Origin of the sequence: Paenibacillus plantarum (genome assembly GCF_013141695.1) — a bacterium.
GTDB classification, from domain to species: domain Bacteria; phylum Bacillota; class Bacilli; order Paenibacillales; family NBRC-103111; genus Paenibacillus_E; species Paenibacillus_E plantarum.
Genome location: NZ_WHNY01000075.1, coordinates 74,913 through 88,603, shown reverse-complemented (window position 1 = coordinate 88,603; position 13,691 = coordinate 74,913). Strand labels below are relative to the sequence as shown.

Genomic DNA, 13,691 nt, shown 5'->3' with positions numbered 1-13,691 from the left:
TGACACGATTTCCATAATTGGTTCAAAATCGCAAGATGTTTATTGCTCCCTATACACTGTGGACGTACAACCGTCGTCTTTAAGTTCAAATCTCAATATAGTAAAAGTACCTCAATAGTTTTTGGTTACTTACTGACGTCATTTCTGACATTTCCGTTTAAAAAGCTACGTACATTGTCCACAGCCGTTTCTATGAGCCTTGCTCGCGCTTCTCTGGTGGCCCACGCGATGTGCGGGGTAATGATACAATTTCTAGCCTGCAACAGCGGATTGTCAGATTTCGGCGGCTCAACGGCCAATACATCCAGTGCGGCGCCCGCAATGAGACCTTCATTGAGCGCATCGGCCAAATCTGCTTCCTGAATGAGGCCGCCACGCGACGTGTTGATGAGCAGCGCCGTCCGCTTCATATACTGCAGCCACTCTCTCCGGATGAGTCCGTCGGTCTGAGGTGTCAGTGGACAGTGCAAGCTAATGACGTCCGCTTCTGTAAACAACGTGGACATATCCACCCATTGGACGCCATCCATAGGATCTGGTTGCTTTTTACCACTGCCCACAGCGATGACGTTCATGCCGAACGCCATCGCAATTCGGGCTGTCTGCTGACCGATACGTCCGACGCCAATGAGACCTAGCGTTTTACCCGACAGTTCCATGAGCGGATGCCGAACGAAGCAAAAGTCAGGACTGGACACCCAATCCCCGGAGTGGACTGCATCGCTGTGCACCTGAACTCGGTGGCACATCTCCAGCAGAAGTGCGAAAACGTATTGTGCCACCGAGGGGGTGCCATATGTTGGCACATTGGTCACATGAATGCCCCGCTCGCGGGCAGCCGTTGTGTCGACGATGTTGTAGCCAGTTGCGAGCACGCCGATATAAGCCAGATTATCCAGCTTGCGGATTGTATCCGCGCTGATCAGTGTTTTGTTCGTAAGCACGATGTCGGCTTCCTCTATGCGTTCTACAATGTCTTCAGGAGCCGTGCGGTCGTATACCGTAACATTCCCTAATTGATGTAATGCTGCCCAGGAGAGATCGCCGGGATTCAGGGTGTAACCATCTAAGACAATGATGCGCTTCATAGAAATTGGCCTCCTTTGTAAAGGTCATTGGTTGTAACGGAGGGAATAGGTTTGGTGCGACGGATGAGCCTCATGACACTCCGTGTGACGCAGCTTAAATTCCGCGTCGCATCGCGTATGCATACTTCCAGACTTGCCGGTGCTTGCAGCGTCGCAAAACAGCCCGTAAAATGCTCGTGGAGAGCCTCGCTCCCCGGCCCCAGGCTGCCCGAAATAAGCACAACCGGCTTCCCTGCCGCCGCAGCTTGCTGCGACACATACATAGGCAGCTTGCCCAGTAGTGTCTGTCCATCACTTTGCCCCTCGCCCGTCAGCACCCAGTCGGCTGCTGCAATCTTGGCCGGGAGTCCGGCGAGCTGCCCGATCACCCTCGCGCCGGAGCACAGTCTGCCGCCGAGCATAATCAGCGCGAAACCGAGACCGCCTGCTGCGCCTGCTCCAGGGGCGTTTGAAGCCGAAGGTGCATCTTGCTCTCCGCTTCCTCTGTACCGCAGTGAGGCTTCTACGATCTGTGCATAGCTTCGCAGGCTGCTGTCGAGCTGCGACACCTGCTCAGGCGTGGCTCCCTTCTGCGGTCCGAATACGTGCGAAGCGCCATGCGGCCCTAGCAAGGGATTGGTAACATCACTTGCGATCGTGATATCGCAGTCTGCCAATCTGGCGTCAAGCCCAGTAAAATCAACCGAGACAACTCGCGGCAAGTCACGCCCGAAACCCTCCAGCCGCTGCCCATCAGAATCATAAAATGCTCCCCCTAAAGCAGTTAGCATCCCCATCCCGCCGTCGTTCGTCGCACTGCCGCCAAGGCCGATGACGAAGCGGCGGTAGCCCAGATCTAACGCCGCCAGCACAGCTTCCCCCAAGCCGCGGGTTGTCGTCAGGAGCGGGTTGCGATCTGTGACAGGGATCAAGGTCAACCCGCACATAGCAGCCGTTTCTAGAACAGCCACAACCTCGTCTCCTTGTGGGACAACTCCTATCATCGCTTCTATTCTATTGCCTAGCGGACCAGATACATTTACTTGAATCAGTCGCCCACCGGCAGCGGCAACAATGGCGTCTACCGTTCCTTCGCCACCGTCCGCCATCGGTACGTTTACAATGGTAACACCTTCCATTTCTCCTTCGATTGACTGCTGCATAATACGGCATACCTCGAACGAAGTCAGACTTCCCTTAAAGGAGTCCGGTGCAATCACAATGTTCATGGATTACACCCTCGTCATGTCATAACTTAATTCTTCCTGCGGCAAATAGGCGTCATTATCTCTCAGCGTACAGATTAGTGTCTCTGTATTTAGCTCGCAAGCGGCTTGACCTGTTTTAATTGCTTGTACCGCAGCCGTTCCTGCCGCTTGCCCCATCATTGAGGCAGCAGGTTGCACCCGTATCGAACCATGCACTTGCACATCGCTGGAAACGCAGCGGCCTGCTACCCATAAGTTGCGCCAACCCTTTGGCACAAGGATGCCATATGGAATTCCGAAGCACTCCCCGACGCCTAGACGCCCCATTTTTTCAAACTCTTCATAGTATCGATTATATTCCTCTTCTGAGTTGTTATAAGGATGAATATCTATGGATTTGTTGAACATACCGATCTGATCCGGGAATTGTCTTCGGGCAAAATAGTCATGCACATTCAATTCGTATTCGCCAACAATTCGGCGTGATTCGCGTATTCCAAGCAGAGATGCAGTCGTTACGTGCTCGATGTTTTCAAATCCAGGTACATATTTTCGGTAAAAATCCATGTACTCCCTCGCCAACTTCCGACCGAAGATGATACCTTCAGTTAAATCTTTGCAGCGAAGGGCGTTTAAATTGAATAAATGACCACCATTTAAATAACCAACCGTATGATTAACTTTGGCCATACCCGGCAAGTGCCGATCTGGTTGTGAGAAATGACCGTCGGCAAGCGCTTTTTCCAGCATTTCCTGCTGGATTTCATAGGAGCGGCCCTTTGTCTGATCCCAATTAATCCCGGTAAAAAGCGATGCCAGTGTCGCAGGCATAATTCCGGGCGTATCACGCCCCGCCTCCCGGCACTCCACGCCGCACAGATGAGAGAGAATAGCATCGCCTGTTGCATCGACGAATGTTTTTGCCTTCACATAGGTAAATCCTTCGATGTTATGCAGAACAACACCGTTCACGGTTCCTTTAATAACGTCTGCATCTGCATCGACGACTTTAGTGAAGAAGCACAGCTCGACACCTGCATCTACACATAATTCATCGAGAACAAGCTTGTAACCCTCAACCTGGAAAGCTGTCCATTTATGATACGACTTGCGCCAAGCATCAGGGTCGATGTCTGGACGCAGTAACTGACGCGCATACAACGTCTCGACGATTTCGTTCATCAAGCCACCGACAAGCCTCCGCTCACCGTTCGCCATGGGGTCGAATGCTGTCACTAGACCTGATGTCCCCATCCCTCCCAGACATCCCGTGCCTTCCACCAGCAGTACTTTTGCCCCAAGCCTGGCTGCGCAGATGGCAGCTGCCGCTCCAGCAGGACCGCCTCCGGCAACAATGAGATCATAACAATCTTCTAATACAGGAATGCTCCTTTGAAATGTGTACGTTGTCATATAGACCTCCTATTTAAACAAAAATTCAACCGGTTTAAATTAAATTTAATATAATTAACAATACGTTGTCAATGCTTAGCGTATTAATAAATTGTATTTTTTAAGCAATTGGTTTAAGCTTTTTAAAAAGATGTATACAGGAGAGTTGCATGCCGACGATTACAGATATTGCTAAGCTTGCTAAAGTGTCAAAATCAACCGTTTCTTTAGCACTCTCGGACGATCCAAGAGTAGCCGTCAAGACCAAACAGCTCGTTCTTCAAATTGCGGAGCAGCTGGGATACGTACCGAATCGAATGGCTGTAGGTCTTAGCAAATCTCGAAGCCGACTGATAGGTGTTGTTTTTTTTAACCCACTGGAGGAAAGTGTAGAGAATTTATTCAGTGATACGGTTATGGGAATTAGCGTCAATGCTATGCGTTTCGACTACAATGTTGTTCTGTTCGGATTCTCTGATCAAGACTACGCAGATGTTGCGAAAAAAGTACTTCTCGCCAATGTGGATGGTCTTATTGTTATCTCCACTGTTCCACAGTTGGATGGCTTTGCCGATCTTACCAAGCTTAATCTTCCAATCGTTTTTATTGGTAAGCGTAAAGTTACCGACGTTAATCCTCAGGATATGCTGGTTGTAGCAACTGACAATTGGGGTGGCGGCCGCTTGGCAGCCGAACATCTCCAAGGGCTTGGACATGAGAAGGTAACGGTCCTATTACCCGATGCTCCCACACCATGGGAGGAGGAACGCGCCCACGGGTTCCTGTCGGTGTCATTTCGAGAAGCGCACAAGTTACACATTCATACATCTTCTTCCCTATCCGAATTGCATGAAAGCGGAAGTATCGAAGATTTATCTGGAAGCGCGGTTTTCGCTGTTTCGCCGATTGTTGGGCTAAACATCTTGAGACAAGCACGCGCTGCCAATATAAGGGTACCTCACGATCTGTCGGTCATGGTATTCGACGATTTCTCCTCTGCACCGTTCGAAACACCATCACTTACCGTCATCAAGCAAGATATGAAATCACTTGGCAAGTTGGCGCTCCAGTTGGCAATCGATCGAATCGAACGTACAATGGCGCTGCCAGCCCAACTTCTTGTTGCAACAAAGTTAGTGGAGCGAGAGTCGTGCTTGCCGCGCACTTGAACTGCGCATCAACTATGAAAAATAATCTACTTAGCTGCGAATAGGAACCTGCTTCTGCTAGGTTCCTTTTTGCCATTATGAGATTATGGAACTCTTCCTCGTGACCCATGCAATTCGCAGGTAGGACCTGGTAATTTTATAGGAAATAGGCGGGGTAGCAAAAGGAAGCCCTAAGGCTTCCTTTTACATAGCTCCTCTTATGGTACCGGCTCAAACTTCACAGCATCCGCGACGACGACGCCATTCACACCGTCTGTTCGAATTTTGACATAACCGGTTGAACCTGCCGCGAAAGAGTAGGAACCAACAAAGTTCCATTGACCACCAAGCGATGTCTGATCGATGGAGGCTGGCGCTGTTCCACCAGCATGCACAATATCTACCGGAATGTTCGTTGCACGATTGAAATGGGCTGGCCACCAGATATAGACGTTATACATGCCTGATCCTGTTAGAGGTGGTGTGAAGGTAACGCTTTTCGTACCTCCATCTGTGTTAGTGCTAGTAACATAATTATAATTGGTTAAATATTTATCCGTTGCTGAGTTATTAGAATCCCAAGTGCCTACCTTAATCACGCCTGTTCCTGCGTTATCTACAACAACCGTGGTAGGTGCCTGCGTCAGCGTGAAGTAATCCAACTGCAGTCGGTATCCTGTAGCGCTAGCGTTCTTGCCCGTTGTCGTAACACGGAACAAGTAGCTGCCTGGATAGCTGAAGTTGTATGAACCGAACTGAAAATCCTTATATTTCTCTGTTGTTGACCAAAACGTATCAATCGGCGTACCGATATTCACACCATCGATTGATAGCTGGATGATACTATTGTTAGTCGCCTTCATAACACGGCCGATGACGTTATACGTACCGGCTTGTGTCACATCCAAGCTGAATTCTGTATAGTCATTTACACCCGCATGGTTGAAGCCAAGCTTCTTGCCACCGCTGGCGTTCGTATCGTTATAGACGACGGTGGAATGCGTCTTAGCATTAACAGGCAGAGTTTCTGCCTCATATGGAACCGGCAACGGAATTGGAGACGGATTGGCCGTCTGCGTACCCGTCAAGCCGAATTTCACCTTGTAAGCTTTGCCTGCCGAGTCTTTTACGTTCACCTTGAATTTAAGCGTAGGAGTATACTGCAAAACCGTTACCGCATCATCCTTCGAAATGAGGTTTTTCGCAGACTTTGCGACTTCGATATAGATGTGACCCGTGTTATCTTGTGTCGGGTCTGATACCGAAACCTCGTAATCGCTCGACGTTTCCCGCGTCATGACCGATGATTTAGAATCAGACGTTACTTCGCCAACCGTCTTCCGCGCGTCCTTCCAGAAGTTATAACCGGTAATTTTGAGTCCTGTTTCCTTGACCGCTTGCGCATCGCTGGAATTCTCCAGAATAGTAATATTCGGCGATGTCGCGTAACTTGCCACTTGTGTGCTCGTTTTATTCGGAAGCAGGACGTAAGAATACGTGCCATTCGTTGGATTTACACCATGATCGAACCAAAGTGCCATGTAATTGCGCGTGTAATCGGTGTTCGGAGGATCATTCCCATTGATGTCATCCCAACTACCTACTCTCGCTTCGCGAAGTCCCTTGACCGTCGAGCCTCCTGGGAAGTAGTAGCCGATGTCCGAACCGGATACGTTGCCGCCTAGATGAATATAGTTCGTGCCCGTCATCGTCTCCGCCCACCCGAGCGTAGTTGGTTTAGCGACGCCATTTACGGTAAGGGCATTATCGCCTGACGTTTTGATCTTCCGATTTTCGACAATCGTCTCCGTAGCAACGCCGTCTGTACTGTTAATATCGGTACCAAGCGCCACGATTTCATCATCGAACATGAACCACGATTTTTTGGCTTTCAATGTTAAATCTACGGTAGATTCATTAGACTCGCGAAGCGTTGATTGATACTGCATGCCTGTAACGCCGTAAAGCCCAAGTATGTCTGTTCCACCAGCAAATGAGTGTATGCCTATTTGGTTGGCCTTTTGGCCGACGCCGCTAAGCACGGTCGTTCCCGGCATCCGGTAGTTGTTCACAGTCGGCCAGAAATTGTCGTTGAATTGGGTCACATCGTTATTATAAAGCGTAGTCATCCCATCAGTGACGTGCCAAATGTTGTTAGGTTCGCTGTTGAGGGCCTCATAATTCATCATGCGATCCGAGTACATACCGACATTGAACCCGTAACCTGGTCTCAACTGTACGACACGATCCATGCTCGCGAATTGCTTGTATTTAATCTGCTCAGCCCGTGGTGTAATGGCTGAATCATTCAAAATACTTTTGGCTTCTGTGAGCAGCCACATGGATGCATCTTTATAAAAATGTTTGGCTGGATCTACCTGCAGCCAGCTTTTGACTATGCTCTTGTAGACGGCGGCATCCGTACTTGTAGCTGTGTAAGCAAGCTGGATAAGCGCGCTGACAACTTCACCACTCGCGAGGTTATCCTCCGAATAGTATCTGGATATTTCCCTGCCGCGAACCGTATCCATGAAATTTCCTTTGTAGATCAATGGCTCAAAGGAGTCGTAGATCCACTTATATACGTTCGCGAAGTTAGGATCCGTCACTGCCCAAGTTGAGCCGTCGAGCAAATACGTGATTTCGGCAAGACTTTTAATCAAGCTTGAACCGTACCCACCCGCATAAGCGATATTTGTATGCTGAATAAACGAACCGTCTATATAGAATCCATCGCCTGACGTGACATAAGGAAGAAACGCGCTCATGCCATCACGAGCAGATGCGAGCGAAACAGCGGCTGGTACATTATTTTTCGCAAGAATGGCTGAGATCGTACACACTTGGACTTCCCACATCAGATTAGCACCGGACATGGCGATATCTTTCTGGAAAAAATTCACTGCTGCTACATTCTCGTCAATTTGTGTCTGTGTTAAATCATCGTACATAAGGGCTAAGAGGTCATTCAACGCTAGGGGATCGCCTACTTCCCTGTACCACCAGTTCGATCCGGTTGTCGTTGAGCCAGCATAATAGACGCGGCCATGCAACCAATCCAAGCCATCGATAATCGCAGCCTTTAAGCCAGTATCTCCCATGAGTGGCGAGCCGTACGTACGGTATGCCAAGGCCATATCGACGAGAAACTGATAGGAATACATCGTGTTCTCTGGGTAATTTTTGCCTATCGAATAATGATTCCAAAGCTTATCCCGATTGACTACAGCTGATGTATACATCGTATCCCAAAGCCCCTGCGCTTTAGATGTGATCTGGGCGATTCGTGCCGCATTATCAGTGTCGGTTAGTGAATACGTCGTCGGACTCGTCAACATTTTCACGTACTTTTCCCTTAATACATCGAACTCGTCGGATGCATGTGCTTTCTTCGTATCAACTGGGACCAATAGTGATCCGCAAGCAATCAGCAGGGCTAAGCTAACCATCACTACTCTTTTAATTATTACAATCCGCATTCCTTATACCTCCGATAGGTTAATGTGGTATTGATGTCATCTCATGTTGTTCAGAACTCAATGCCTCCTTCCGTTGTGGCGTTACTAGAAAAGAGAAGCTGCATTTCCAAAATCAAACAACCTTTGGAAGCGCTTTATTCTTTTCTAAAACTCATTTTATAGATTGTAAGCGCACCAAACAATCCTCCTCATGCTAGATTTGGTTCAATCTATCCATATCTACATCAGTACCTGCCAACACTGTCTACCAAATCACAGATCCCCCTGCAAGCAGCGTCCAAAGAATTATTTTCTCTATAATCACATTTCCAACTCCGCCATCTGCCTTTGACAACCAGGTAAACCGGACACACATATGCCTGCTCGCCATACAAATATCGAAATGTGATCCCTAGTTTATCATTTTACAAGTTACTCTCAACATTTTATAATAGAATCATGTGTTCTTATCGTTGGTATCTAAAGGAGTTTACTCATGTCTTCTAACCCCGTATTGAATGATGACCAATGGTCGAAATTGCTTGAATATGTGGCCGAAACGTACAACGAAGTTACGTTAAGTCGGGGCTTTCATTTTTATAAACAGCAAATGGTAACGTCATTGAATATCACTACAGAGCTGAGGAAGGTTAATGCTGTCGTGGAGGAGTTTGGCGAGAAATGTCAGGTTGCGCTTGACCTGAATCAATTGAAAGCCAGCTCTTGCACCTGCCCTGTTAAGACATCCTGCAAACATGTGGCGGCAACCTTAATGGAGCTGGCAGATCGCCAAGGCTATCCAGCCTCCCAAATCATGAATGCCAAGATGGCCTTGAAACGCGTAGCTGCGCAATCCTCCAACGCATCAAATTTGGAGCAACTTCCAGGGATGACTGTTGATGGTTGGCACAAGTTCATGGAGCACTACACCTTTCACCTCAAGCCCTCCTATGATCAATGGAACTATGTAGAATTGCTGAGGGGGCAATTCGTAAATCTCAAGCGGAAACCGGTTGCCTTCTCTGAAACGGACCTGTTTTATTTCGAATTCCATCAGCGATTGTTCATTTTACGCAAAATCGTAGAGCAGAACGCCCAAGCTGGTGTCACCTTTTTCACGGCTGCAACCGTCTATCATTTGAGTGATGAGCTGGATGAGTGGTTGAAAGAAACGGCCAAGACGTTGAATTTTGGGCAGCATGAGCAGAGATTAACGCAGACTTCCGCTTATCTTCGCGCGCAAATGGCGATCGAATCGCCGAAGAAGCTGCATCACTTTAGGGTGTTTTCGACGTTCTGGGCTTATCATGTTGCGGCTGAGGAAAGCCGGATCGCTTCGGAGTTAACGGCTTTTGAAGAAATGGAAGCGGCAGACCTGTCCTTTTCGCTATGTGCAGGACGAGCGTATCTGTATCTTCGTCAAGGGAACTCACACCAGGCCTGGGATACATTAATCTCACACGCAACATTCAAGGAAGCGCCAACGCTTCTGTTCGTACCGTTCCTTGACTACATGAAGCACGCTCAGGATTGGCAAGAGATGGTTCATTGGTTGCGTAGATTGAGTTCTTTCTATCAAGGAAAAAGACATCTCGAAGTTGACGTCTACGTCTCCTATTGGAAGCTGGTGGTCGCTGAACTACCTGAAGCCGAAGCTGACATGTGGCAGTCGTTAGGAGAGCTTTTGCCAACCACGTACCGCATAATTGAAGACCTCTACTATGAGAAGCGCCAATGGAAGCCGTGGATTGAGATGCAAATTGCACAGGGCTACGACCCTTTTACACATCGCGTTCATGTGCTGCAACCCATTGAGAAGGAGTCTCCTGAGCTACTACTACCTTATTATCATCAAGCGGTGGAGCACTATATTCGACTCAAAAACCGACATGACTACAAATCGGCCGTACGGCTCCTGAAACGATTGGAAAAGGTTTATAAAAAAATGAAGCAACCCGAACGCTGGGAAGCATTCTTCACCCGATTCGTCAGTCGGTTTAGCAGGCTGCGCGCATTGCAGGAAGAATTGAAGAAAGGGAAGCTGCTAGAATGAGCACCAAACTGCACGAAATGTCGCTATGTATGTCCCTAACAGATAGTGGAGATGCCTTGCTCTGGGGTTTCAAAGATGGCCGAGATGTCTCTGGTGACCACTTCCGCAAGCTCTTATTCACATGGCATGAACCTTCGCTCTATGGCACTTTATTAGAAACGCAGCAAGCAGGCGAACTAGTCGTGACGATTCTCCCTGCAGAGCAGGTTCTTGCCTTCTTTGCCGAGCCGAATTTCATGGATATTGTCCGTTGGGAAATGGGTACAGAGTCTTCAAAGACGATGTTCCGTCTTGCTCCACTTCTCTATCAAGCTGCTCAGAAAGGGCACTATATACCAAGCTATGAGGATTTCCGCAATGGTCAGTTAGTATGGACTTGGGATCGGAATGCGGATGAACTTGCGGATGTGGATTCGCGAATGCTCGAGTCCATCGATGACCTTGGCGAAACTGGTTTACGCGCTGCCTTTTCGGCTGCAGTCGTAGAAGCTCATTATGCGGATGCGACGGCAATGGCCGATTTACGTCGCGATTATCCGGCTTTATTTTCGGCGAATCGGAAGACGAACACAGCCGACGATTCTCCCGCCGCTTTTACGGAAAATGAATGGCTCTCAACCATGGGTTGGCGACCCGATTTAGCGCCTTTCCGCCCTGCGCTGCAACTGCTTGAGCCTGATGAGCTTGAAGAAGACTGGCGGTTGCGACTCGTCCTGCAGGACAAGCACGACAGCACCCTGCTCACTCCGATTCGACTGCATGTGGATGGAACAGCTTCAGGCCAATGGGCGTCGGAGTGGACGCCGCATGTGGTGGAGCGTGCACCCGGCTGGGTAACGCGCTTATTGGAAGCACTGCCCCGCATGGCCGATGACGGGGAATTACTCGCTCATCCGATGAGCGATGATTCGGCTTGGACGTTCCTGACCAAGGATAGCCGCATTCTACTGGAGGACGGCTGGAACGTCATGTTGCCGGCTTGGTGGGAAGCCGCAGCGAAACGGAAGCCTCGCCTAAGTGCCAAAGTCGCTGCAGAAGCAGGCAGCGGTGCTGGCGGCGGTGGCAAAACTGAGTCCTTATTCGGTATGAACTCACTCGTCAATTTCGATTGGCGTATCGCCATCGGAGACTCCGAATTGAGCGAAGCGGAATTCAACAGCCTGCTAACTCGGAATGAACGGTTAGTTCGTTTCCGAGGGCAGTGGATTTATTTGGACCCTGCCTTCTTAGATCAAATTCGCAGACTCATGGACAGCATCGATCCGGCTGAGGGCTTGTCGCTGCAAGATATTTTCCAGCTCCACTTATTGAGTGAGTTGGAGCGAGATAAGGTGAAATCCTCCTCATGGGATGGCGATCATCTCGATGAGGTTGATCCTGAAGAAGAAGCTCGTTTACAACTTGAAGTGGAGTTGAACGGACATCTACTTAAGTTAGTTCGGCAGCTAGGACAGCCATCCGATCTCGAGCTTATCCCCGTACCGCAAGGGCTTCGCGCCGAGTTGCGCGGTTATCAGCACCAAGGGTTTACATGGTTAACCTATCTACGAAAGTTCGGCCTCGGTGCGTGCTTGGCAGATGATATGGGACTCGGTAAAACCGTCCAATTCATCACCTATTTGCTGCATCACAAGCCGGTTTCTGAGCAGCCTGCGTTACTCATTTGCCCTACTTCTGTACTCGGGAACTGGCAGAAGGAACTTGCCCGCTTCGCACCTGAATTGAATGTGATGCTGCATTACGGGAAAGGTCGTTTGGGCGGAGCCGCGCTGGATGATGCTTTGCAAGGAGTCGATATTGTCCTGACTTCCTACACGACAGCACTTATGGATCAAGAAACACTTCAGCCATATATGTGGAGCTCCCTCTGTTTGGATGAAGCGCAAAATATTAAAAATGCCCAAAACAAGCAATCCGCTGCCATTCGTTCATTAAATGCTGTTCATCGCATCGCTCTCACGGGTACGCCAATTGAGAATCGATTATCAGAGCTATGGTCCATCTATGATTTCCTGAATCCAGGTTATCTCGGGAATCAGCGCGGTTTTCAAGTTCGCTTCGCGAATCCAATCGAGAAACATCAGGATACTGAACGGACTGCGCAGCTTCAACAGTTGGTGAAACCTTTTATGCTGCGCCGCAAAAAGAAAGATCCTGCCATCCAACTCGATTTGCCGGATAAGCTGGAAATGAAGGTCTACATCAACTTGACGGCCGAGCAAGGCGCGATGTATGAGCAGACCGTCAAGGATCTGATGGAGCGCATGAAGAAGCTCGAGGGTATGGAGCGCAAAGGCGCGATCCTTGGCGCTTTGACACAGCTGAAGCAGCTGTGTGATCATCCAATGCTGCTCACGAAGGAAGCGGAGCTGGCTGAGGAAATGGCTGCCAGCGAGGAAAGCCGCGCTGAGTTGGTGCTGCGCTCTGCGAAGCTGGAGCGGCTCGTTGCGATGGTCGATGAGCTCCGCGACGAAGGCGATTCCTGTTTGATCTTCACGCAGTATGTGGGCATGGGCCGCATGCTGGCGAGTGTGCTCTCCGCGCAGCGCGGAGAGCCGGTGTTCTACCTCAACGGGAGCACGCCGAAGCAAGAGCGCGACCGCATGATTGAGCGGTTCCAAGCCGCTGACGGCGAGGGACCGAATATTTTCGTGCTGTCGCTGAAAGCCGGCGGCGTCGGGTTGAACTTGACCGCGGCGAATCACGTGTTCCACTTCGACCGCTGGTGGAATCCCGCGGTCGAGAACCAAGCGACCGACCGCGCGTATCGCATGGGCCAAACGCGGAACGTGCAGGTCCACAAGTTCATCTCGCTCGGCACTCTGGAAGAGCGGATCGACGAGATGCTCGAGAGCAAAATGAGCCTCAGCGACAACGTCATCTCCTCCTCCGAAGGCTGGATTACCGAGCTTTCAAATGATGAGTTGCAGGATTTGTTTACGCTGCGTAAATCTTGGTGAGTAGCAGCGGTCGCGAAGGTAGCGATGGACGCTTTAAGGCCCGAAAAGGGCCTTATTCGCACCCGCGGCCGCTCGCGAACGGACAATAGCGCCCAAAAAGGGCGCTATTGTCTTTGGTTCGCTGCTCTTGTGCCGGCTTCGCCAACCGCTCACCTCACTCCTCCCTCGCCAACTACATTTATTCTCAAAACTAGCTACTCAACTACCTATATCTCCTCCACATGTTCACTCACCGACACCATTTCTGCGGAGCACGCTACCGAATCTCTATCTACCACTAGCTAGATGCGCTTCTATCTTACAATCCACCTGCGTCTTAAACACCATTACTCCTCCGAATGTTATACTAGTCATATATATTTCATCATAATTCGACATTCACATTCATTAAAAGGAGACCCAACC

7 protein-coding genes are annotated in these 13,691 nt (G+C 49.5%); 3 read left to right on the top strand and 4 right to left on the bottom strand.

Features of this window, described 5'->3' with window-relative positions; translation table 11 throughout:
• Positions 1 to 125 precede the first annotated feature (125 nt).
• Genes GC096_RS28405 through GC096_RS28395 form a run of 3 tightly spaced genes read right to left on the bottom strand, consistent with a single transcriptional unit; the run spans position 126 to position 3,688 of the window.
• A complete protein-coding gene (locus GC096_RS28405) occupies positions 126 to 1,088 on the bottom strand; it encodes a D-2-hydroxyacid dehydrogenase (protein ID WP_171634996.1) in 963 nt (320 codons plus the stop codon).
• Positions 1,085 to 2,296 (bottom strand): glycerate kinase, encoded by a 1,212-nt coding sequence (locus tag GC096_RS28400; RefSeq protein WP_171634994.1) that lies wholly within the window; start codon positions 2,294 to 2,296, stop codon positions 1,085 to 1,087. Before GC096_RS28400 ends, GC096_RS28405 begins: the two co-directional genes overlap by 4 nt.
• Before the next feature lie 3 nt (positions 2,297 to 2,299).
• The gene (locus tag GC096_RS28395) at positions 2,300 to 3,688 is read right to left on the bottom strand and encodes an FAD-dependent oxidoreductase (RefSeq protein ID WP_171634992.1); all 1,389 of its coding nucleotides are present in this window, start codon (positions 3,686 to 3,688) and stop codon (positions 2,300 to 2,302) included.
• 149 nt (positions 3,689 to 3,837) lie between these two features.
• On the opposite strand from GC096_RS28395, the gene GC096_RS28390 reads away from it, so the two are divergent.
• The gene (locus GC096_RS28390) at positions 3,838 to 4,836 is read left to right on the top strand and encodes a LacI family DNA-binding transcriptional regulator (protein ID WP_171634990.1); all 999 of its coding nucleotides are present in this window, start codon (positions 3,838 to 3,840) and stop codon (positions 4,834 to 4,836) included.
• Between the two features lie 197 nt (positions 4,837 to 5,033).
• Here GC096_RS28390 and GC096_RS28385 read toward each other — a convergent pair whose 3' ends face one another.
• Positions 5,034 to 8,294, bottom strand: a complete 3,261-nt coding sequence (locus tag GC096_RS28385; protein ID WP_171634988.1) for a polysaccharide lyase family 8 super-sandwich domain-containing protein — start codon at positions 8,292 to 8,294, stop codon at positions 5,034 to 5,036.
• Positions 8,295 to 8,769: 475 nt separating this feature from the next.
• Between GC096_RS28385 and GC096_RS28380 the strand changes: the two genes are divergently transcribed.
• Both GC096_RS28380 and GC096_RS28375 read left to right on the top strand, forming a co-directional pair.
• Entirely contained in the window at positions 8,770 to 10,326 is a 1,557-nt protein-coding gene (locus GC096_RS28380; protein ID WP_171634987.1) for a hypothetical protein, read from the top strand.
• On the top strand, positions 10,323 to 13,286 hold the full coding sequence (locus tag GC096_RS28375; protein WP_171634985.1) for a DEAD/DEAH box helicase: 2,964 nt from the start codon (positions 10,323 to 10,325) through the stop codon (positions 13,284 to 13,286). Before GC096_RS28380 ends, GC096_RS28375 begins: the two co-directional genes overlap by 4 nt.
• Positions 13,287 to 13,691 lie beyond the last annotated feature (405 nt).